The 21,655-nt window shown below is 45.0% G+C and carries 16 protein-coding genes; 8 read left to right on the top strand and 8 right to left on the bottom strand.

The window, feature by feature from the left end:
- Positions 1-170 precede the first annotated feature (170 nt).
- On the bottom strand, positions 171-404 hold the full coding sequence (locus PN836_RS01070) for a hypothetical protein (protein ID WP_395345400.1): 234 nt from the start codon (positions 402-404) through the stop codon (positions 171-173).
- 114 nt (positions 405-518) lie between these two features.
- Between PN836_RS01070 and PN836_RS01065 the strand changes: the two genes are divergently transcribed.
- Complete coding sequence (locus PN836_RS01065; protein WP_395342534.1) at positions 519-1,097, top strand: DUF3224 domain-containing protein; 579 nt, start codon at positions 519-521, stop codon at positions 1,095-1,097.
- Between the two features lie 50 nt (positions 1,098-1,147).
- On the opposite strand, the gene PN836_RS01060 is transcribed toward PN836_RS01065, so the two are convergent.
- Together PN836_RS01060 and PN836_RS01055 are read right to left on the bottom strand one after the other, a co-directional pair.
- On the bottom strand, positions 1,148-2,359 hold the full coding sequence (locus tag PN836_RS01060) for an acyltransferase family protein (RefSeq protein ID WP_395342532.1): 1,212 nt from the start codon (positions 2,357-2,359) through the stop codon (positions 1,148-1,150).
- Position 2,360: 1 nt separating this feature from the next.
- On the bottom strand, positions 2,361-3,026 hold the full coding sequence (locus PN836_RS01055) for a CIA30 family protein (RefSeq protein ID WP_395342531.1): 666 nt from the start codon (positions 3,024-3,026) through the stop codon (positions 2,361-2,363).
- A gap of 90 nt (positions 3,027-3,116) precedes the next feature.
- On the opposite strand from PN836_RS01055, the gene PN836_RS01050 reads away from it, so the two are divergent.
- Complete coding sequence (locus tag PN836_RS01050) at positions 3,117-4,730, top strand: RNA polymerase sigma factor (protein WP_395342530.1); 1,614 nt, start codon at positions 3,117-3,119, stop codon at positions 4,728-4,730.
- A 76-nt stretch (positions 4,731-4,806) separates the two neighbouring features.
- Here PN836_RS01050 and dnaJ read toward each other — a convergent pair whose 3' ends face one another.
- From dnaJ to grpE, 3 genes are all read right to left on the bottom strand, one after another.
- Positions 4,807-5,931 carry a molecular chaperone DnaJ gene (gene dnaJ / locus PN836_RS01045; RefSeq protein ID WP_395342529.1) on the bottom strand — a complete coding sequence of 375 codons (1,125 nt, stop codon included), beginning with the start codon at positions 5,929-5,931 and terminating at the stop codon, positions 4,807-4,809.
- 173 nt (positions 5,932-6,104) lie between these two features.
- Positions 6,105-8,042 carry a molecular chaperone DnaK gene (dnaK, locus tag PN836_RS01040; protein WP_395342527.1) on the bottom strand — a complete coding sequence of 646 codons (1,938 nt, stop codon included), beginning with the start codon at positions 8,040-8,042 and terminating at the stop codon, positions 6,105-6,107.
- A 180-nt stretch (positions 8,043-8,222) separates the two neighbouring features.
- Complete coding sequence (gene grpE / locus PN836_RS01035; protein WP_395342526.1) at positions 8,223-8,882, bottom strand: nucleotide exchange factor GrpE; 660 nt, start codon at positions 8,880-8,882, stop codon at positions 8,223-8,225.
- Between the two features lie 222 nt (positions 8,883-9,104).
- Between grpE and PN836_RS01030 the strand changes: the two genes are divergently transcribed.
- Positions 9,105-12,494, top strand: a complete 3,390-nt coding sequence (locus tag PN836_RS01030; protein ID WP_395342524.1) for a PAS domain-containing hybrid sensor histidine kinase/response regulator — start codon at positions 9,105-9,107, stop codon at positions 12,492-12,494.
- Positions 12,495-12,576: 82 nt separating this feature from the next.
- A complete protein-coding gene (locus PN836_RS01025) occupies positions 12,577-13,653 on the top strand; it encodes a GGDEF domain-containing protein (protein WP_395342522.1) in 1,077 nt (358 codons plus the stop codon).
- 31 nt (positions 13,654-13,684) lie between these two features.
- Here PN836_RS01025 and PN836_RS01020 read toward each other — a convergent pair whose 3' ends face one another.
- Entirely contained in the window at positions 13,685-14,365 is a 681-nt protein-coding gene (locus PN836_RS01020; RefSeq protein WP_395342520.1) for a response regulator, read from the bottom strand.
- A gap of 29 nt (positions 14,366-14,394) precedes the next feature.
- On the bottom strand, positions 14,395-16,689 hold the full coding sequence (locus PN836_RS01015) for a TonB-dependent receptor (protein WP_395342518.1): 2,295 nt from the start codon (positions 16,687-16,689) through the stop codon (positions 14,395-14,397).
- Between the two features lie 214 nt (positions 16,690-16,903).
- Here PN836_RS01015 and PN836_RS01010 point away from each other — a divergent pair, with 214 nt between their 5' ends.
- From PN836_RS01010 to PN836_RS00995, 4 genes are all read left to right on the top strand, one after another.
- Positions 16,904-18,199, top strand: coding sequence for a GntP family permease (locus PN836_RS01010; RefSeq protein WP_395342517.1), 1,296 nt, complete (start codon positions 16,904-16,906; stop codon positions 18,197-18,199).
- A 107-nt stretch (positions 18,200-18,306) separates the two neighbouring features.
- Complete coding sequence (locus PN836_RS01005) at positions 18,307-19,551, top strand: E22 family MetX-like putative esterase (RefSeq protein WP_395342515.1); 1,245 nt, start codon at positions 18,307-18,309, stop codon at positions 19,549-19,551.
- A 53-nt stretch (positions 19,552-19,604) separates the two neighbouring features.
- Positions 19,605-20,696 (top strand): polyhydroxybutyrate depolymerase, encoded by a 1,092-nt coding sequence (locus PN836_RS01000; protein WP_395342514.1) that lies wholly within the window; start codon positions 19,605-19,607, stop codon positions 20,694-20,696.
- A gap of 48 nt (positions 20,697-20,744) precedes the next feature.
- On the top strand, positions 20,745-21,512 hold the full coding sequence (locus tag PN836_RS00995) for a 3-hydroxybutyrate dehydrogenase (RefSeq protein WP_395342512.1): 768 nt from the start codon (positions 20,745-20,747) through the stop codon (positions 21,510-21,512).
- Positions 21,513-21,655: the final 143 nt, after the last annotated feature.

Raw genomic sequence — 21,655 nt, 5'->3', positions numbered from 1 at the left:
TGCGGTCCAATTGCGCTTATTCATTTTGTGCTTTTTCATTTTTTACGTGTTCACTATTGGCATACTCTTTCTACCATATTCACCCGGCGACAATCAGAGAATGGTTTGAAAATCCTGAGTTAGGTGAGACTGATCGCTATACCCCAATTGGGCTGCCAGTTCAGATAAACTTATTTCTCGCTGTTCCAACAGCCTGATTGCTTCGCTAGGTCAACACCATTCAAGTGAGTCATTTCGTGTTCTGTATCAGCATAATTCTTTAGCGGATCATCAAGCACCCAAGCGAGTGCCCCTAGCTTAAGTTTTATACCAAGCAACTCTCCTCTGCCTTGCATTGAATATATATAGCATTTGCTTACAGGGCCGATCAGTTTTGCAGTATCGCTACCATTGGTGTCAAACAGCAGATGAAAATTTGCATCGGGTAAATTAGTCTGCTGGTGCTTTTCATTTGCACCCCAAATGCCAGCTCATAAACCAATATTGCTCTACCACGTCCTTTAAGGACGAGTAAGCATTTGGGAAGTAACGACGAAGACTATATTGCTGTGCACTTTGATTTGGATGAAGCACACCCGCTAGGGGTTCGTGATTTTCTAAAAGCCCTGAAGCACCTAGGTTCGCGTTTGCATTGTCGCTTTTTGTCGTGTTTTTACAATACTGACTGCTTTGCAAGTGATACTCTCTATTCAAATCAAAATGGCGCTCTAGTGGGAGATTCAAAAATGAACGGAACTTTTCAAATCATAGCATGGGATGAATCCGAAAAACTTAAGCTGGCAGATGATACCAAGATAACGATAGCTGAGGTAAAGCAAAACTACACAGGGAGCCTTATGGGAAGCAGTGAAGTGTGCTATCAAATGTTTTATACAGCCAACGGTAATGCCGCATTTACTGGTTTTGAAGTGCTAAGCTGCACCGAGGGAGACTCAGTCACGACGCTTGTTTTAAATCATAGTGGTAAATTTGAAAATGGAGTCGCAAGCAGTGCGTTTCGTGTTGAACATAGCAACCATCAAGGCATCAAAAAAGGCGCAACGGGACATTTCAAATCAAAAGAAGGCGGCATGGCCGATTACACTTTTGAAGATTAGGTCGAGCTTAAAATACGCCAACAAGGCATGTCCATAAATACTCAATTCACTTACGACGCAAGGCGCGGCTTTCGACTGCCATTTAAGGTTGCACCAAGCCAAGTAAAACGAACAAATACGGCGTAGAGAATGAGCGACAATCCAATACTGATGATGACGATTGAAGTCAGCTTAACCAACCAGTGAAGTGGTAGCTCGGCAAACGCTATCTGTAGCCATATGACAATTGGCAAGTGAATTAAATATATCCAATAAGACGCATCCGCAAGATATCGAATAATTTTATTGGGTTTTGCGAAAACATGCTTGAATGCTGCGATAGACGCAATAATCAATGACCACATCATAAGCGCGTAGCTGAAAATGAAGCCTAGCTTTAAAACGTCATACTGAGGATGGGAATACTGAGGTTCAAAGTTCGATAAATACACCAATGATACTGCGGCGATTATACATACAATAAAATTACGCTTGGTGAAACACACAAATTGTTCAAACACCTTTTTTTGGCGGCGCAAAAGCCAGCCAAGCGCGAAACACATGCCGTAAATCGACAAAGTGGGAAGATGAGGGATTAAGGATTTATCAGGCGTATCTAGTCCCCAGTGATTCATAAACCACAAACATACTGCCGTAGGAATGGCTAAAAACAAAACAATACACCTAGATTGGACGGTCAATTGAACGGCCCTATCCATCGCCCTTTTTATGCGTTTGGAGAACGTTGAGCTTTGCCCCAGCATTAGGCTTACTAAAACAACAATGCCGGATATCATGAGCAAATAGTACAAAAACCAAAGATGTGTGCCGGTAAACAGTCCCTCTGGCATTGCCGTAAAGCTTGCTAGCGAGCCAAACAGAGCATGGCTTAAACTAACATCCCCGCGCATGCTGTCATGACCCATTATCCATGCAGATATCAACAGTGGCTTGAGAAAAAACCATCCCACAACAAAGGGAACTGCAAGTCTAATCAGGCGGGATTGTATGTAGCGCGTGGCGCCGATGCGATGAAATACCAGATGGCTAAAAAAACCTGAAATAAGGAAAAATAGTGGCATCCTAAACGAGTGACTCATCAGCATAAATACGCCAACTATGTCGCTGGTTGAAATATCCATTACTGCCCAGCCAATAAACACGGGCAAAAATGAAATACTGGCATGAAAAACAATGCCGAGCAACAAAGCAAAGGCGCGCACAGCATCTAAATAGTGCAATCTCTCAATGTTTTCATGAGCGCTCACTGCGTTCGATGGCATGTCAATAAAACCTTATTTCATCCAAGACATACTCAAAAGGCATTGCCTGTCCACCGGCTGCGACAATGCTAAGGCTATTGACCGTTGAGGTGTTTAAAGGAATTTGTTCTGACCACATGCGCTTCATCGATGAGAAAGGAATCGTCACATCATGGAATTCACCGTCTGCGCGCGCCACAACGATTGCAGCGTGATAGTCGAAGTTTGTAATCTCTACGCTATTGGCAGTAATAGAAATCATTCCTTCGACCACTTTAAGACGCAAGTGTATTCCCTCAAAAGCACTTAGGTCTTTGGCTTTCCCATTTTCATCTAATAAAAGCACCATGCTTGCCCATCCGGGCTGGCCTCTTGGTGGACTAATCTGACCATTTATAGTCATAATGCCGTCTGAAGCTAGGTACTCGACGCTCGTTTTTCCGCCAGTTGCAGCATCAGTATAAAAGTGTCTTGGAATCGATAGGCTGCTATTATCTGCATGACTGAAGTCATCCACTACAGTATCCATCGATGCAGCGACACATTCTGCCGAAAAGGCAAAAACGACTAAGACTAACATTACTCGTTTAATGACAGGTTTTGCTGATTTTGATACGACCATTGTTTTCTCTCCAAAACGCATTGTGTTTTGGATAAGTGCCGGGTTTTCTGAATTAGGTGACAGCATTATCGTTATTTTTTTATTTGAATAATTCTGTCACCTTTTATCCGAAGCAAGGCACTTAAGTGTTTCAAGTCCAAAAAAGAGATAAACACTATGAGCATTTTCAAGAAAGTGCCGCCTTTGCTTGACACCGACGACGCAACATTAGTATTGCTTGTACTCGGTGGAGACAAAGATGCCTTTGGCCAAATTGTCATTCGATATCAGAACTTGCTTTGCTCACTAGCTTATTCTTCCATTGGGGATATCAAACAAAGTGAGGATTTAGCACAGGAAGTGTTTGTTGAAGCATGGAAAAAGCTCGACTCACTCTTAGAGCCAGAAAAACTAAAAGCTTGGTTGTGTGGCATATTGCGATACAAAGTGAGTCACTATCGCCGCAAACAGCAAAAACAGCCTTTGTCGACCGACGAGGTAGAAACGCTTGATATAGAAAAGCTTGAGCATGGCAAACTCGAAGATTCAGCCATGCGCGAGCAGCAGCATGCCTTGCTGTGGCAGACTTTGAATAAGCTGGATGATTCCTATAGAGAGCCACTGATCCTCTATTATCGAGAAGAGCGCTCCGTAGAACACGTGGCCAATCAACTAGACTTAACACAGGACACCGTAAAGCAGCGCTTATCTCGCGGTCGTAAAATGCTGCAAAAATCCATGCAAGTCATTGTTGAAGAGGTGCTTGAAAACAGCAAACCAAGCGCGATTTTTACCGCGGCAGTCTTGACAACTATAGGCAATATTGCGCCTGAAGCAAAAGCCGCTGTATGGGGCGCTGGCGCTGCCAAGACCGGTTCCCTGTTTAAGCTTAGCACCTTGGTTGCATTACTTGCTTCGTTTTCGGGTCTGATCAGCGGATTTTTAGGCCTCAGGGCCGGTCTGGATCAATCTCGCACTCGCAGAGAGCGTCGCAATACTGTTAAAACGGCCGCTTTGTTTTTTGCCGTGGCACTTATTTATGTCTTAGGTATGTTTGTACTGCGCTATTTCGCAATGAGCGCACCAGCCAATGCCCCTGTCCTTACGTGGCTTAGCCAAGCATTGGTATTTGGTTTTGCGATTTGCTATGTATTAATGACCTATTACTTGTTCAAATCTGCACGGGCCTTAAGAGCGCAGGAGCGTATAAACGCGCCTCAAGCTTTTACGGGAGAACACAACCAGCCCAACGCAAAGCAACGAGAATACATAAGCTCATGGACTCTACTGAGTGTGCCGTTAATGCACATTCGATTTGGTATGCAGGAGCAAAATGACAAGCCAGTATTCGCTTGGATTGCAGGTGGAGACGTTGCTCATGCGCTTCTGTTCGCATGGGGTGGTGTTGCCATTGCACCTGTTAGCGTCGGCATTCTGTCCATAGGAATTTTTAGTGTTGGCGCACTGGGTGTAGGTGTATTCGCCATTGGTACGGTAGCCATGGGTCTAATTGCCTTTGGCGCCTCTGCTATCGGCTATAAGGCTTATGCTTCTTTGTCCTCTTTAGGCTGGGAATCTGCATTCAGTAATGGCTTTTCGGTGGCAAAAGATGCGGCCATAGGTCAGGTAGCCTACGCAAAACACGTTAATAATGAGCTTGCTTCTCACCTTTCCAATTTAAGTCTTTTTGATCAAAGCTACTTATGGGTACTGGCGATAATGTCTGTTATGGTAATTATTCCCGCTGCGCTATATGCAAAGAACGTTAGAAAAAGAATGGCAAACAAGTAGCATTACAAACAGTTTGCGCTGAATTGGGCGAGCATTTACACCCTATTCAGCGCAGAACGTTTTACCAATTAAATGATTAACTCTTCAAATCATCAAAGAACTGTTTAACGCCATCAAAAAAGCCTTTTTCTTTAGGGCGATGTTTTGCACCTTGCCCAGTAATACTCGCTTCAAACGCTTCTAGCAGTTCTTTTTGTTCGCTAGAGAGGTTAACAGGCGTTTCAATTTCTACTTTACACATCAAATCACCAATGGCGCCACTTCTCACTGACTTAACGCCTTTTCCACGCAGTCTGAACATCTTTCCTGTTTGGGTTTCAGGTGTGATTTTTAGTTTGACCTTGCCATCTAGCGTTGGCACTTCAATCTCGCCACCAAGCGCTGCGGTAGTGAAATTTAAGGGAACTTCACAATAGAGGTTGTTGCCATCTCTTGTAAAAATATGGTGCTCACGCACTTGCACTTGAACGTACAAATCGCCTGCTGGGGCACCCTGCTCTCCCGCTTCACCTTCGCCACTCAAGCGAATTCTGTCGCCTGTATCAACACCCGCTGGCACTTTGACTGAAAGCGTCTTGGTTTTTTCAACGCGCCCTTGACCGCGACAAGGACTGCAGGGATCCGACACAATTTTGCCTTTACCAGAGCATGTTGGACAGGTTTGCTGAACAGCAAAGAAGCCTTGGCGCATTTGCACTTGACCATTGCCTTTACATGTGGGACAGGTTGTTGCAGAGGTACCTTTTTTGGCGCCTGAGCCATGACAGGTATCGCACTCAACCAAGGTCGGCACGCGAATCTCGACTTCTTTGCCTCGAACAGCTTCTTCTAGACTCATATCTAAGTTATATCGAAGGTCTGAACCTTGTCGGGCTCGAGATTGACGTTGGCGTCCACCGCCAAAAATATCACCGAACACATCGCCAAAAATATCACCAAAATCCGCTGCGCCAGCGCCACCGCCGGCTCGATTTGGGTCAACGCCTGCATGTCCATATTGGTCATAGGCTGCGCGTTTGCGCTCATCAGAAAGGATTTCGTAGGCTTCTTGAACCTCTTTAAACTTTTCCTCCAAACCCTTGTCACCCTGCGCCCGATCAGGGTGATACTTCATCGCAAGCTTCTTATAGGCTTTTTTGATATCGCGGTCGCTGGCACTTTTTGCCACGCCTAATACTTCGTAATAGTCTCTTTTAGACATAAACCACTATTCCTGCTAGTGCATTGAATTTTTCAAATCGTCTTCACACAACAGGCGCATGCTCTTTTGAGGATGCGCCTGAAGGTTGCTTTTTTATCTTGGCAAATCAAATAATCTGCTGCCAAGTCATGTGATATTTACTACCGCATGTCAACTGAGCTATATGAAGTAGACTACTTCTTATCGTCGTCTTTCACTTCTTCAAATTCAGCGTCAACAACGTCGTCACCGGCATTTGAAGCCTGCTCACCCTGAGCTTGAGCGTCTGCAGCACCTTCAGTAGCGCCTGCAGCCGCTTTCGCTTGGGCAATTTCCATTAGCTTAGCGGAAGCTTCAATCAAAGCTTGACTCTTTTGCTCAAGCGCTTCCAGATCATCGCCTTTACGCGCTTCCTCTAAATCACTGATTGCAGCTTCAATTTTCTCTTTCTCGTCCGCTGGTAGTGCATCCCCCGCTTCCTCGACTTGAGTGCGTGTACCATGGACTAGACCATCAGCCTGATTTCGAGCGCTAACAAGCTTTTCAAATTTCTCATCAGCTTCTTTATTTGACTCAGCGTCTTGTACCATTTGATTGATCTCATCTTCGCTTAAGCCAGAAGATGCTTTGATGGTAATCTTTTGCTCTTTGCCGGTATCTTTATCTTTCGCAGATACATGCAAAATACCGTCTGCATCGATGTCAAAGGTGACTTCAATTTGAGGCGTACCGCGCGGTGCCGGGCGAATACCTTCTAGGTTAAACTGCCCTAAAGACTTGTTCCCCGTTGCCTGTTTACGCTCACCCTGAAGTACATGAACCGTAACGGCAGATTGATTATCGTCAGCCGTTGAGAAGGTTTGTGACTTCTTGGTGGGTACGGTCGTATTCTTCTCAATAAGCGGTGTCATTACACCCCCCATTGTTTCGATGCCTAATGACAATGGCGTTACGTCAAGTAACAAGACGTCTTTAACATCACCGGACAATACTCCGCCTTGAATTGCAGCGCCTACCGCTACCGCCTCATCAGGGTTTACGTCTTTACGTGGTGCTTTACCGAAAAAGTCTGTCACGTATTTTTGCACTAGTGGCATACGCGTTTGACCGCCGACCAAAATAATATCTTGAATGTCGCCTACTGATAAGTCAGCGTCAGAAAGCGCTTGTTTCAAAGGCTCAAGTGACTGTTTTACCAACTCTTCAACCAATGACTCAAGTTTTGCACGAGTCACCTTAATCACTAAGTGCTTAGGCCCTGATGCGTCAGCGGTAATGTAAGGTAAATTTACTTCTGTTTGCTGCGCTGAAGACAATTCGATTTTTGCCTTTTCACCCGCTTCTTTCAAACGCTGCATGGCGAGTGGGTCTTTGCGTAAATCAAAGCCCTGCTCTTTCTCGAACTCTTCCACTAGATAGTTGATCATGCGATTATCGAAATCTTCACCACCTAAATGGGTGTCACCGTTTGTCGCAAGTACTTCAAAAGTGTGCTCGCCGTCTACATTATCGATTTCGATGATAGAGATATCAAATGTACCACCACCAAGGTCATATACGGCTACAACATTATCACCCTTTTTCTTATCCATTCCATAAGCAAGGGCAGCAGCAGTTGGCTCGTTAATGATGCGTTTAACTTCTAAGCCTGCAATTCGGCCAGCATCTTTTGTCGCTTGACGCTGTGAATCGTTGAAGTAAGCCGGAACCGTAATTACCGCAGCTGTGACTTCTTCGCCTAGATAGTCTTCAGCTGTCTTTTTCATTTTCTTTAAGACTTCAGCAGACACTTGAGGAGGCGCCATTTTTTCGCCATTCGCTTCAACCCAAGCATCACCATTATCTGCTTTTACTATCGAAAACGGCATAATGTCAATGTCGCGCTGTACTTCTTTATCTTCAAAGCGACGACCAATTAAACGCTTAATTGCGAACAAGGTGTTTTTAGGATTGGTAACCGCTTGACGTTTTGCAGGTTGGCCTACTAGCGTCTCACCGTCTTGTGAGTACGCAATAATAGAAGGAGTGGTACGATCGCCTTCTGCATTTTCAATCACTTTCGCTTTATCGCCGTCAAGTACGGCAAGACATGAATTGGTTGTACCTAAGTCGATACCAATAATTCTACCCATGTGACTTTCTCCAAAATCTCTTTGCTAAATTCTATACTTGCTAAATGCAGATTAGAGCTTTATTGCTTTGCTTCTGACCATGTAGCATTTCGCTTGTAATCAAAGTTGGGATGAATACCCCTAATTTCAATAGGTTTATTTCAGAATTATGAAATTCTTAAAGCTAAACCTCGCTTCTTTCTATGCTTGAGTATCAATCCCGTCGCTCGACGCGCGCGACACCATGACCATCGCGGGGCGCAACAAACGTCCGTTTAAAACATAACCTTTCTGCATCACCGCCATCACAGTATTTGGCTCAAATTCGTCTGACTCTTGCATCGACATCGCTTGGTGATGATCAGGATTAAATGCTTCACCCTGAGGGTCGACAACTTGCATACCAAATTTCTCAACGGTTGAGATAAACGATTTATGGGTTAGCTCAACGCCATCAAGCAAAGGCTTAACGAGCTCTTGTGACGCGTCGGCAGATTGCATAGCACGTTCTAAGTTGTCGATAATGGGCAAGAGTTCACCAGCAAACTTCTCAAGCGCAAATTTACGTGCTTTATCAACCTCTTGCTCAGCTCTGCGTCTTGCGTTTTCCATGTCGGCACGAGCACGAAGCACGCCGTCTTTTTGCTCCTCAATGGTTGCATTCGCCTTTGCTAGTTCTTCCTCAAGCGCTTGAATTTGTGCTTGTTCGAAACTCATCTGATCATCGCTATGCTGTTCAGAAGTTGTTTCAAGCTCATCAGAAGATGTGCCCTCATCCGACATTTCAACCTGAGATTCTTGGGCTGCATTATCAGCGCCCGATTCCTTATTTGCTTGCTCAGCTTCTCGTTCTTGACTCATGCTATTCTCCGCGCTCGCTATCTTATCTTTTACCCCTCAACCTGCTTTGGTCTTGGATAAAGGGTTCATATCATCGCAATGCTGGCTATAATGGGGATGTTTTGAAGGGCTTCAAGGCACTTTTTTTAGTTTTTTGCAGCGAAGTTTCATTCACCGCATTTGAATGTAAGCAACACAGTTAAAAAACGCTCACTCAAACAATCAGGACGCCATCACAACGCCATGTTTTCAATTTGGACTTTAGCTCTTATTACGAGCGTCTATGTAGTCGTCTTGTTCTTAATCGCCATTGTGGGTAACAGAACAAAATCCCCCCCTAAGTATGTTTATTCACTGGCATTGGGTGTTCATTGCACTTCGTGGGCTTTCTTTGGTACGACTACCCAAGCGCTTAACTTTGGATGGGCATTTATGCCCACCTATTTAGGGGTTATCTTGGTGATGATTTTTGCCTTTGGAGCGCTTGGCAAAATCGCCCAAATCTGCAGAGCCCAAAACATCAGTTCTCTGGCTGAGTTTATTGGCATTCGCTACCATCATGCTAATGGCTTAGCTGCGCTAATCGTCATACTGTGTTTTGTCGGTGTTATTCCTTACATCGCACTTCAACTCGACGCCATAAGTTCTGCCATTGTAGCCATGACTGCTGACAGCGATGGCTCTGATGCGTCTTTGAGCTTCTACGTAGCTGCATTTATGGCGGTGTTCGCGATATTTTTCGGTACACGTACGCTCAAACTCACCACTAAACGACATGGTTTGATGTTGACGATTGCGTTTGAATCGATTCTTAAACTCCTCGGGCTATTAATTGTTGGCATGTATTGCGTCTATTTTATATCTGACGGCTGGGTTGATTTGTTTGACAAGTCTTTAGCGCATCCTCAGGCTCGCCAAACCTTAGAACAAGGGTCTGCTTATTGGGTCTATGCTAGCCATGTCATGCTTGGCGTGTGCTCCATGTTTTGTCTTCCTCGTCAATTTCACATTAATTTTATCGAAAACAATAATACTGAAGAGCTTAAACAGGCAAGGTGGCTGTTTCCAAGCTATTTAGTCCTGATGAGTCTGTTTATTTTACCAATTGCATTAACCGGCCAGATGATGTTTGATTTAGACGCGCAAAATGCAGATACCTTCGTGCTCTCTATCCCTATTTCACAGCAAAATTACGGCGTCAGCATTGCTGCTTTTATTGGCGGGTTAGCGGCCTCTACCAGCATGGTAATTGTAGCGACGCTTGCGTTAGGCAATATGATTGCCAACAACTTACTCACGCCTCTACTGATATATTCACGAACACTTGGAACAAATCTGCGAGAAGGCTCAATCGGTAATGATCTTAAGCTATCTGCACTGCAAGTATTGCGAATTCGTCAACTGACTATCGTAATGCTCTTGTTCATTGCCTATTGGTATCATGAAAATATTAGTCAATCTGCACCATTAGTGAAATCCGGAACAATTGCGATCGCGCTAATGGCACAAACTTTACCCGCAATTTTACTCGGTTTGTATTGGCGGAAAACTCATACTTTTGCAATTTTACTAGGCCTTATCAGCGGCTCGGCTATCGTTGTGGCACTGATGCTCTATCCAGCAATAATGTCGAGCTATTATTTTGCGCCTGCGCCAAGTGATGCCGATTTTGCAGATGCTATTTTCCTATCGCTAGGACTGAACCTGAGCCTTGCGATGTTTTGTTCACTTATGTTAAATCGTTTCTCACACACTTTAACCAACCCTTTCGATGAGCAATCAAGGCTGGGCCAGTCTCTGCAAATAGAAAGCAGCAGTTTACACGCCATGCTCAGTCGCATTTTGCCAACACACGCGCTGGAAGACTTTGCTGGCAGTCACAATCTGGAAGATATATCGACTCAAACCCTTGCTAATCCAGATACTGTTATGGAAGCGGAAAGAGCCTTGGCCGCGCACATGGGGAATGCGAGCGCTCGAATCCTATTAAATGCGATTGCTTTAAACAAGGACGACACGCGCGAACAGTTGACTGCATTGGCACATCAAGCAAGTCAGACATTTCAGTTCAATCATGAAGTATTGCAATCTTCAATTGCACACCTACCTCAAGGCATTAGTGTGGTAGACACAGATTTGAGGCTTGTCGCTTGGAATCAGAAATATCAAGACTTGTTTAGCTATCCGGATGATTTTTTACATCACGGAATGCGTGTTGCGGATATTTTAGAGTTTAACGTAAAGCGCGGAATGTTTCCTAAGCAGGCAAATTTTGAGGACGCAGTAGAGAAGCGGCTGAAGCTAATGAGACAAGGAGAGGCTTATCAAGCAATCCGACAGCATCAGCCCAATACCACGATTGAGATTTCTGGCAATCCATTGCCTGGCGGCGGCTACATCACTGCTTTTACTGACATTAGCCAATACATTCAAATTCAAGAGCAGTTAGAGAGTGCTAAGCGTGACCTTGAAAAGCGGGTCGAGCAAAGAACCCAAGAACTCGAAGTAGCAAAAACCGAAGCCGAAAAGGCCAATCAGTCTAAGAGCAAATTCTTAGCTGCCACCGGTCATGATTTGATGCAGCCTTTCAATGCGGCGTCGTTATTTGCCTCTATTTTGCACGATAAGTTACACACAAGTGAATTAACCGAGATATCCAGCCAACTGGTGGAGTCATTGGAGAGTGCCGATGAACTGCTAAATATGCTCATTGAAATCACTAAATTGGAAACGGGCACCATTAAACCAAGCCCAAGTACCTTTGAACTCGATAGCGTGCTGAAGGGACTTGCCAATGAGTTTAAAGTCATCGCCGAGCAAAAGCGCATAGAGGTAAGGTATGTAAAAAGCACTTTGCGGGTGCATACCGATAAACGTCTGCTTAGCAGAATGGTTCAAAACTTGATGGCTAATGCGATTCGCTATACCAGCGAAGGAAAGGTGTTGCTGGGCGTGCGAAAACGCAACGATAATATGTGTGAAATTATGGTGCTCGATACAGGTCGAGGCATCGCGAAAGCATACCAGTCACAAATTTTTGACGAATTTAAACGCGTAGAGCAGCAGGACTCGCTAGGCTTGGGGTTAGGCTTAACCATAGTTGAACGCAGTGCGAAGCTGCTTAAGATACACATCAAACTGTCCTCAGAACTTGGCCGAGGAACGTGTTTTGGATTAGTGCTTGAGAACTTACCTCGAAAAACAACAAATGCGCAACAATCAAGCGCTCGCAAAATATCTATCAATAAAGTCAATATGGAAGGCAAAGCATTCCTAAGAGACAAGCATGTCATTGTACTGGAAAATGACGCTCAGATTAGCGCAGCATTGCTCACACTGCTTAGCGAATGGGGTGCCTCAGTCTCCAGCGCTAACTGCAAAGCAAATGCGATCGGCCTGAAAAAAGCCGACATAATCATTGCGGACTATCATCTTAACGACTCAGATAATGGTGTGTCGGTGTGCCAAGCGCTAATTGCATCAATGAAGCACCAACCGCTTATGATTCTAAGTAGTGCAGATCGCAGTGAGCACATTCAAGAGTTGGCGATTGAGAACGACATGCGCTATCTACCCAAACCCATCAAAAGCGCCGCGTTAAAAAGACTAATACAAAGCAAGTTAAATGTGTAAAATGACGCGATAAGAAACACAGCATCCCCGTGAAACGAGATGCCCATAATAAAAAGTAAATGCGCTCAGAAGTAGGTAGTCAATGAATACGCCCACAAGTGGTAGAGACCATTTAGAAGACAGTTATAAAGCCCTTGAAAACCAGCAAGACATGGGTCGATTTCAGGAATCCATGCGCGTAGTGTGTTTTGCGGGCGCAATAATACACATCTTATTCTTATTTTTCTTCGCCATGGTGGGCGCAAGTTTCATGGCCGCGATTAATGTGTTAAGTGTCGCAGTTTGGATTGGTGCGTATTTACTCGCCCATAAGCGTGATTACGAAAACAGCATGCATCTAATTACCGCTGAAATGTATTTTCACGCAATTATTGCCAGCTATTTTGTGGGTCTGGATTTAGGATTTCATTATTATTTATGGCCTGTTATGGGCTTATTGCTGGCGATGCCGGCTAACAAGTTAAAACAATCTACCTTTATTTGCGTGATTGTTATTTTGACCTTTATCGCAGTATCCATTTTGTTCCAAAACGTTCAGTACGGTTATAATTTACCGAGTATTACCAACTACGTTTTTGCGGTAAATATCGTGTTTGCTGCTTTCCCCTTTGTTTTATCGGTGCTTTATCTGCGCTCCACGGGAGCTAACAACGAGAAGGAGCTATTTTCGCAAGCCAACATGGACGCGCTGACCGGCACCTATAATCGAAGATTCGTGAATGATTTAATGGGCAGTTCCGATAACGAACAACGCCGACGCAGCTTTGATAATTACACCCTCGTATTAGGGGATGTGGACCACTTTAAACAAATAAACGACAGTTTAGGTCACCAGCTTGGAGACCAAGTGATAGAAGAGGTGGCTAAAGTGCTCAAAAACAAAGTGCGCGACTCTGATATTGTTAGTCGCTGGGGCGGTGAAGAATTCCTGATTATTTTGGCGAATGCGGACACGCAAACGACTGAGAAAGTTGTGCACAAAATTCGACACGGTATAAAAAACGAAATCGATATCCCTGAAGTCTCAGAGATAGGCTTAAGCATGAGCTTTGGAATAGCCAGCGCACACCGCCACATGTCGTTTGAAGAGACGGTACGCCAGGCAGATATTAAACTGTATCAAGCAAAAGCAGCTGGCAGAGATCGCATCTTGAGTTAGCATCTAACGACGCGGTGAACAAAGACTTAGCTTACGAATCAATACTCATTATCTGTTTGTACATAATGCCGGCCTGAGTGCGATTATTTAGCTTGAGCTTGCGTAATACGGCAGATACATGCTGCTTCACGGTTGATTCAGAAATATCTAGTTCAAAGGCTATTTGCTTGTTAAGCAAACCATCTGCAATCATATTTAAGACTTTGAGTTGATGGGGCGTTAGGCTCTCGAGCAATTCGCAATTGACGTAGTCTTGAGAATGAGCTTGGCTAGTCTCATCGACAGATATATTTTCAGGAAGCCATTGTTCCCCATCAAGTACAGCATTCACCGCCTCAGAAATACTCTCCAAACCCACTGATTTTGGAATAAAAGCACTGGCACCTAATGCGATGCACTTAGCAATGGTGGTGGCGCTCTCATCTGATGAGACAATGATGACAAGGGTATTTGGAAACTCCGCGCGCAAGTACGTCATGCCGCTCAAGCCTTGACTATCTGGCATGTTTAAGTCTAAACACACCAAATCAATTTCCGGATGTTGCTGCATGAGTTCGCGCGTTGATGCAAAGTTATTTGCTTGCAAGACCTGTAGGCCTAGCTGACCCGCAAGCACTTGGTTTAGCGCGCTGCGAAATAGTGGGTGATCATCTGCAATTAATGCAATTTGAGAAGTATTCATTCCTAAAGTATACACGGAAAAAGGCGGCATGCGCCGCCCTTAATCCTCGTGCCACGTGACTAAAAACGATAGCCAACGGTGAGATGAATGGTGCGCGGATCGCCGTAATAACCAATCAGGGTCGTATCTCCACCAAGGCCAGGTGTAAAGTTTCCATTGGCATCGGGAGCACCCACAAAATCATAACCGCCCACTAAATATTCTTCGTCTGTGAGGTTTTTAGCGGTCAAATTAGCGTACCAATTGCCTGCATTACTTTCCCAGTTTACGCTTACGTTCATTAAGCCGTATCCATCTTGCTTGAGTAGGTCATTGGTTTCAAAGAGCAGATATTCGTCACGATAGTAATAGTTTGCATTGAAAATGAAATATCCCATGTCGGTATCCATAACATAAGACGCCGCTATATTCGCCGTATACTCCGGTGTATTTGATAATCCAATCAACGGCGGAATAATGTTGTTTTCTTTAATTTCAAAATCTACGTAGCCCAATGCCACATCAAAAGTCAGGTTGTCAGTGGCAACAAAGGTGATTTCAGCTTCAATACCTTCACCTGCTGTTTCGGCCGCATTTTGTAGCGACTGGTCAAGAGTGGTGCCGTCTCCCGCTCCGCCTACCGCAATATATTGCCGATCTTTGTGATCATAAGCGAATAAAGTGATATTCGTTCGCAGCTGACTATTCCAGTCACGCTTCATCCCAAGTTCAAAGGAATCCACTATTTCCGGATTCACACCCGGTTCATTTTGCTCAGCACGCGGATTAAAGGTGCCTGATTTAAAGCCTTGAGAATAGGAAGCAAACAGCATAGTGTCATCGTCAACGAAGTATTCGAGACCCACTCGCGGCGTAAAACGCGTCCAACTGTCCGACTTAGGTGAATCTAGCACACCATCGCCATCCGAGTCAGAGCCCAGTACGGTAGGCACAAGCTGCCCTTCTGGGCGCACAAATCCGGGCACCCAACCTGTGCTCGGGTACAAGTTAAAAAACACAAGGCCATTGTTGACAATGGCGGTCTTTTCTTCATCGGTGTAGCGCGCGCCTAAAGTCATGGAAAGGTCTTCAGTAATATTAAAAGACGCTTGACCGTATACCGCATAGCTTTCTGAATTATTACAGCCCGCTACTTCTCGCGTTAAGCCAGGTGTGCCAAAAGCAGCGCGACCTAAGAAGCCGAGAATAGCGTTGAAATTACCGCAGGATTCACCGTCGTAATAATACAGACCAGACACCAAGGAAAATGAATCAGAGCTGTAGTTTGCCTGCAATTCATGGGTGGTATTATTGTCACGATATTCGGCAGGGACATCAAAAATATCTAAAGCGGTGTTGTCAAAATCAATATTGGTAGGAGAATAACCTTCTCTGTCAGAGCCAATATATTTGAGCTCTAAATCATCATTCACAAAATAACGCACTAGCCAGTTCCAGCCCTCAAGCTCAACTCGATTAAAAGTGGGTAAGCTGGTGTAGGAATCAAACACGTTGTCCGGCACGGGCGCGTCGGTGAGCAAACTTGGTAAGAGCCTAAAACCCCCTTTTGCGTTTGAGCTATCATTCGTTTTATCCCAACCTAATCTGAAAAACAAATCTTCAGTTGGCCGATATTCTAAATTTAACCGTGCTACCCAAAGGTCTTTGTTATAGTTTTCTAAATCTTGGTCTGGCAAAGCAGACTGCAAGTATTCGCCATATCCATCGCGATTTAAGTCAGCAAATCCGCCTCCTAAGAACAATTTGTCTGCAATAAGTGGAATCTGCCCTGTAATTGCAATGTCTCGCTGCGAAAAGCTTCCAAGCGTCGCGCGCGCATTAAATTCAGCATCACCTGACATTTCTTTAGTCACGTATTTAACCGCGCCACCAATGGTATTTTTCCCATACAAAGTGCCTTGTGGCCCTCTTAATACTTCGATTCGCTGGACGTCTAAAATATCAAGCACCGCACCTTGAGGGCGTGCGATATACACATCATCGATATAAATCCCCACACCCGGCTCATAGCCCCACAAGGGATCTTGTTGGCCAACACCACGAATGAATGCAGTTAGTGTAGAGTTTGTACCGCGACTTGTTTGTAAGGTGGTGTTTGGCGAGAATTGCTGTATTTCGGTAATCACTTGCGCGCCAATATTTTGTAAGTCGTCCGCCGACACCGACGTTACTGCAATCGGCACCTCTTGCAAAGATTCAGTGGTGCGGCGAGCAGTGACTTCAATCGTTTCAAGCTCACCGGCTTGTTGTATTTGAACGTCACTTTCTGGTGTTTGAGCGATAGCCTGTGCGCTAGTAAGCACGTTTAATGCGGATATTACGGCAATTGCGCATGCTGAATGTTTGAGATTCATATTTATTCCCTAAAAATGGACATTGTGTGCGTCTGGGACTGCGGTCTTTTTTAAATTTAAGTTAAAAAAATGAAAAAATAACTAGTACCATCGTACTATGGGAATTTTGCTGGGCGTGACTCACACTGTGCATCTTCATGTAAAAGAAGCATTATTTTAATCCTGGCGATCTGCGGTCACAGACGTTTCGAATTCTAATAACAGGATATAATAAATGTTAAGTCTTATTGGACTGGTTGGCGGATTAACACTGTTGATTGTACTAACCATACGCGGCATGAATCTGTTTATCGCAGCACCCGCCTGTGCATTACTCGTTGCGCTAAGCAGCGGAATGACGGTGTTTGCTGGCGACGTCAATTTTGTGCAAACCTACATGGCAGGTTTCACCTCGTTCATTGCAAACTGGTTTTTCATGTTTTTGCTTGGCGCGCTTTTTGGCAAATTCATGGAAGATACCGGCGCCGCCGACTCACTGGCGCGTTGGATAATTAGCAAGCTAGGATATAAACGTGCAATTTTTGCCGTGGTCGCGGCCTGTGCCATTTTAACCTACGGCGGCGTGAGTGTGTTTGTAGTTGCATTCTCGGTATATCCAATGGCGCTGAGCTTATTCAAAGACGCTGACTTACCCAGACGCTTCATTCCAGCGACTCTGGCCTTTGGCTCGGTGACCTTTACCATGACATCTGCTGGTTCGCCTGAAATACAAAATTGGATACCAATTAAATACCTGGGCACCTCGCCATTTGCGGCTTGGGAAGTGAGCGCAGTGGTTGCTGTGTTTATGGCTGTATTTGGCTATTGGTGGCTGAAAAAGATGGTTGGTAAAGCCGTTGCGAATGGCGAACGGTTTGAAGCAAACCTTGAAGATCCAGAAATTAAAGCGCGAGACTACCCTCACCCTTTCACCGGTTTAGTACCCCTGTTTGTGGTGTTGATTGTATCCTTCTTATTCCATGAGCAATATAAAGAAATGGCGCTAATTGCCGCACTGGGAGGCGGCGTTTTAACCTTGATGCTGATTAACTTTCGTTACTTTCAAAACCTTGGCGCAGCAGTCAATCTGGGCACAACAGGTGCTTTAATTGCCATTGGCAATACCGCTGCCGTGGTGGGGTTTGGCGCAATCGCAAAAACCACCGAAGCATTTCAATCGACTGTGGAAATCATGACGCAAATTCCCGGCAATGAACTAATTGGCGCTGCCATAGCAGTGAGCGTTATAGCGGGTTTAACTGGCAGTGCATCGGGCGGTCAAGCCATCGCCCTGCCCTTGGTTGGACCTTATTATCTGGACCAGGGTGTTGACCCTGAAGAGCTGCATCGAATTGTTTCAATTAGTTCAGGCGCGCTAGACTCGCTGCCGCACAATGGATATGTGGTAACCACTATTCGCGCAATCTGCCATGAAACACATCAGGCTGCGTATGCGCCAATGGCCGCGCTTACCGTGCTGGTGCCATTAATTGGTTTGTCGATGGCAATTGCTTTGTTTATTCTTTTTTAATTTGAAGCGTATGAGTAAATCTGCAGTACTTTTTTTTACATCCGTTGTTCTTTACGTGCAAAACGACGACATACAAAGCACTCGTGCGAAAGGAGAGACGCAACATTATGAAAACTGTTGAAAGCCTGCCACGGCTTAAGCAATTTCTTTCGTCCATATTAATAACGATAGGCTTAAGTTTCAGCATTACAATCCACCACACTGCACACGCACAGTCACAGGAAAGCCCTTACATGCTGGTTGAAAAACGCAAGCACACCATAGACGAGTTTGTCACCTTTGGAGGCGAAACCATTCGAGACCTCAAAGTCGGATACGAACATTACGGCTCGCTGAATGAAGATAAAAGTAATGTCATTCTCATTACGCACTATTTCACCGGCAGTTCTCATGCTGCTGGCAAATATAGCGAAGACGATGAAGAGCCTGGTTATTGGGATAGCATTATTGGACCTGGCAAGGCCATTGACACTGATCAGTTTTTCGTCATCAGTGTTGATAGCCTCGTCAACATTAGTGCCTATGATGAAAATGTCGTCACCACTGGTCCCGCAAGCATAAACCCTGAAACGGGAAAGGCATATGGCTTAAGCTTTCCGGTCGTGACTATGCGAGACTTTGTTAATGTACAAAAATCGGTGCTTGAATCGCTGGGCATTACTGAACTTTATGCGGTGGCTGGACCTTCGATGGGCTCAATGCAGGCAATTGAGTGGGCCGCTACCTATCCTGACAAAGTACCGCGCTTAATATCTGTGATAGGCGCCGCGCAAGCAGATGGATGGACAACCGCTTTACTCGAACAATGGACGCTTCCGATTAAGCTAGACGCAAACTGGAACGGTGGTGACTACTACAACGGAAATTCACCCGATGAGGGATTAACCGCAGCGCTCGCGCTCATCACGCAAAGTGCCTTAGCGCCTGAATTCTTTAAACATATGCAAAGTCAGCTTAGCGACATACCCTCAAATTCAATTAAAAGCGGACTGTATGACATCACGCAAAATCCGCCCATAGTGGCCTGGTTAATGGAGCGCGCTCGCGAGCGAAGTGCAAAGATGGATGCAAATCATCTGTTGTATTTAGTGCGTGCCAATCAGCTGTTTTTAACGGGAATGGGCGATAATCTCGAAGACGGGCTTGCGAAAATTAAAGCAAAAACCCTGTTCATCCCCGCCACGCAAGATTTACTGCTAATGCCCTACCACGCGCAAAATGCAGCAAAGATAATGGAGCAACAGGGAAAAGACATTGAGCTGCTGTATCTTGATGGCGATCTTGGGCATCTTGAGGGCGTGAATAATATCCACCTTTTTTCAGACGAAATACGCGAATTTTTAGCGCAATAGTACTAAACGCATAGGTTTGAATTAACACACAATTGAACATAAAGGCTTTAGCAATGAAATACTTTCGCGACCTAAGACTCGTTAGCAACAACACACACGCTTTAAAGGCACTGAAATCAATAAGTAGTAAAACAAAGCCAATGTGCGCTATCGCCATTGCCGTTTTAGGCCTTTCTGCTTGTGGGAAAAGCCCTGATGGCAATGCAAACAACTCAGGCCTTAATTTAAACCTCAGTAAAACTTCAGTGAGCGGGCTGTCATCTGGCGGCTATATGGCAACGCAGTTGCAGTTATCGCATTCTGAGACGATTGTTGGTGCTGGAATTATTGGCGCTGGCCCATATTATTGCGCCTTGGGAGACATTGCTATTGCATTAGGACAATGCGTAAATAAAGCATCTCATAGTATTGAAAACAGTCCTTTTATTGCTCAGTATGAAACGTACGTCAAAGAAGGTCTCGTAGCCAAGCCAAGCAGCGTTAGCGACGATAGAGTATTATTGATTCACGGCAAACTTGACGACACCGTAAATAGAACAGCGGCGGACTTATTGGCGCAGCAGTATCGAATGTGGTTGCCAGAGAGTCAGTTTCGCTACGTAAATGATCAAGACTTTGGGCATCATATGCCCACTGTTAATGAGGGAAGCGACTGTGCGGTGTCAGAGGCGCCCTACTTAGGCAATTGTAACTACGATGGTGCGGGTGAAATATTGCAGCATATCTACGGCAAACTTAACCCGCCAGTAGAAGTAAAGGACAATGCAGCCCTTAAACACATCGATTTAGGTGAATTGACAGACTTAAGCGGCACGTCCATTTCTGATGAAGCATTTATATTTGTTCCTCAAACCTGTGCAGATGGCCAAACCTGTTCCTTGCATCTGAGCTTTCATGGGTGTAATCAGAGCAGCGAGTTTGTGCAAAGTGCATATGCAGAAAATGCTGGATTTAACCGATGGGCGCAAAGCAACAGTATTGTGGTGTTGTATCCGCAAATTAAAAAGTCGATGATGATGCCTCTTAACCCACAGGGCTGTTGGGACTGGTGGGGTTATACGGGTGAAAACTATGCCAATAAACAAGGGCCACAAATTCGCGCCATGTTTGAAGTGATTCAGGCTCTGTCATCTACAAATGACTAGTTCTTTAAATGCGCTAACGAAGATACCAAATAAAGGCAAATAAGCACTATGGATAAAAAACACAACGTACTCATTACTGGCGGGGCAAGCGGAATAGGCTTCGGCGTTGCTCAGCATCTTGTCTCACTTGGGCATAAGGCTATTATAGCGGATTTAAACATTGACGCTGCGCGCGAAAGTGCAGAAAAACTCGGGGGCAGCAAGCATGCTTTAGCGGTACAAGTAGATGTTTCTGACGCACAGGACATTGCTACCCTGCCTGAGCGACTCAAAGACACCCCTGTCGACGTTTTGGTTAACAATGCAGGTATACAACACGTTTCAAAGCTGGAGGACTTCCCTGCCGACAAATGGCAACTGCTCATTGATGTGATGTTAGTCGGCCCTGCGCTTCTCACTCAAGCACTTCTGCCGCACATGCGCGAACAAAATTTTGGACGTATTATTAACATTGGCAGCATCCATTCAGTAGTCGCATCCCCTTACAAGTCGGCCTACGTAGCTGCAAAACACGGCTTACTGGGCTTTTCCAAAACACTTGCTCTTGAAACCGGCGACGTTGATGTCACCATTAACACCTTATGCCCTGCTTACGTTAAGACACCACTGGTCGAAAAACAAATTGCCGCACAAGCCAAAGAAAATAATATGAGCGAAGAAGATGTCATTAACGAAATCATGTTAGAGCCTATGCCTAAAAAGGCCTTTATTGGTGTAGATGAGCTAGCAGAGACCACCGCATTTTTAATGGGAAATGCGAGTAAAAATATTACTGGGCAAACGATTGTATTGGATGGTGGCTGGACAGCACGCTAAGCAAAGTACGCCTGTCACCACCTTGCCGACATTGGCTTTCATCGCTTTAGATGAAACGCCAACACAAGTCTTGTTGGCGATTTTCTATCGCCAAAGCAAGACTCGCTTTGTTGCAAGGCCTTTGACAGTGACACTCAGATAAG

It is taken from the genome of Ningiella algicola (assembly GCF_028401415.2).
GTDB lineage: Bacteria > Pseudomonadota > Gammaproteobacteria > Enterobacterales > Alteromonadaceae > Glaciecola.
Note: the sequence above shows the minus strand (reverse complement) of the source record. Positions and strands in the feature narration are given on the sequence as shown.

Coding starts and splice junctions, on each gene's coding strand:
- PN836_RS01060 (WP_395342532.1), bottom strand. CDS start 2,359: ATGCCATCGAACGCAGTGAGCGCTCATGAAAACATTGAGAGATTGCAC.
- PN836_RS01055 (WP_395342531.1), bottom strand. CDS start 3,026: ATGCTGTCACCTAATTCAGAAAACCCGGCACTTATCCAAAACACAATG.
- PN836_RS01050 (WP_395342530.1), top strand. CDS start 3,117: ATGAGCATTTTCAAGAAAGTGCCGCCTTTGCTTGACACCGACGACGCA.
- dnaJ (WP_395342529.1), bottom strand. CDS start 5,931: ATGTCTAAAAGAGACTATTACGAAGTATTAGGCGTGGCAAAAAGTGCC.
- dnaK (WP_395342527.1), bottom strand. CDS start 8,042: ATGGGTAGAATTATTGGTATCGACTTAGGTACAACCAATTCATGTCTT.
- grpE (WP_395342526.1), bottom strand. CDS start 8,882: ATGAGTCAAGAACGAGAAGCTGAGCAAGCAAATAAGGAATCGGGCGCT.
- PN836_RS01030 (WP_395342524.1), top strand. CDS start 9,105: ATGTTTTCAATTTGGACTTTAGCTCTTATTACGAGCGTCTATGTAGTC.
- PN836_RS01025 (WP_395342522.1), top strand. CDS start 12,577: ATGAATACGCCCACAAGTGGTAGAGACCATTTAGAAGACAGTTATAAA.
- PN836_RS01020 (WP_395342520.1), bottom strand. CDS start 14,365: ATGCCGCCTTTTTCCGTGTATACTTTAGGAATGAATACTTCTCAAATT.
- PN836_RS01015 (WP_395342518.1), bottom strand. CDS start 16,689: ATGAATCTCAAACATTCAGCATGCGCAATTGCCGTAATATCCGCATTA.
- PN836_RS01010 (WP_395342517.1), top strand. CDS start 16,904: ATGTTAAGTCTTATTGGACTGGTTGGCGGATTAACACTGTTGATTGTA.
- PN836_RS01005 (WP_395342515.1), top strand. CDS start 18,307: ATGAAAACTGTTGAAAGCCTGCCACGGCTTAAGCAATTTCTTTCGTCC.
- PN836_RS01000 (WP_395342514.1), top strand. CDS start 19,605: ATGAAATACTTTCGCGACCTAAGACTCGTTAGCAACAACACACACGCT.
- PN836_RS00995 (WP_395342512.1), top strand. CDS start 20,745: ATGGATAAAAAACACAACGTACTCATTACTGGCGGGGCAAGCGGAATA.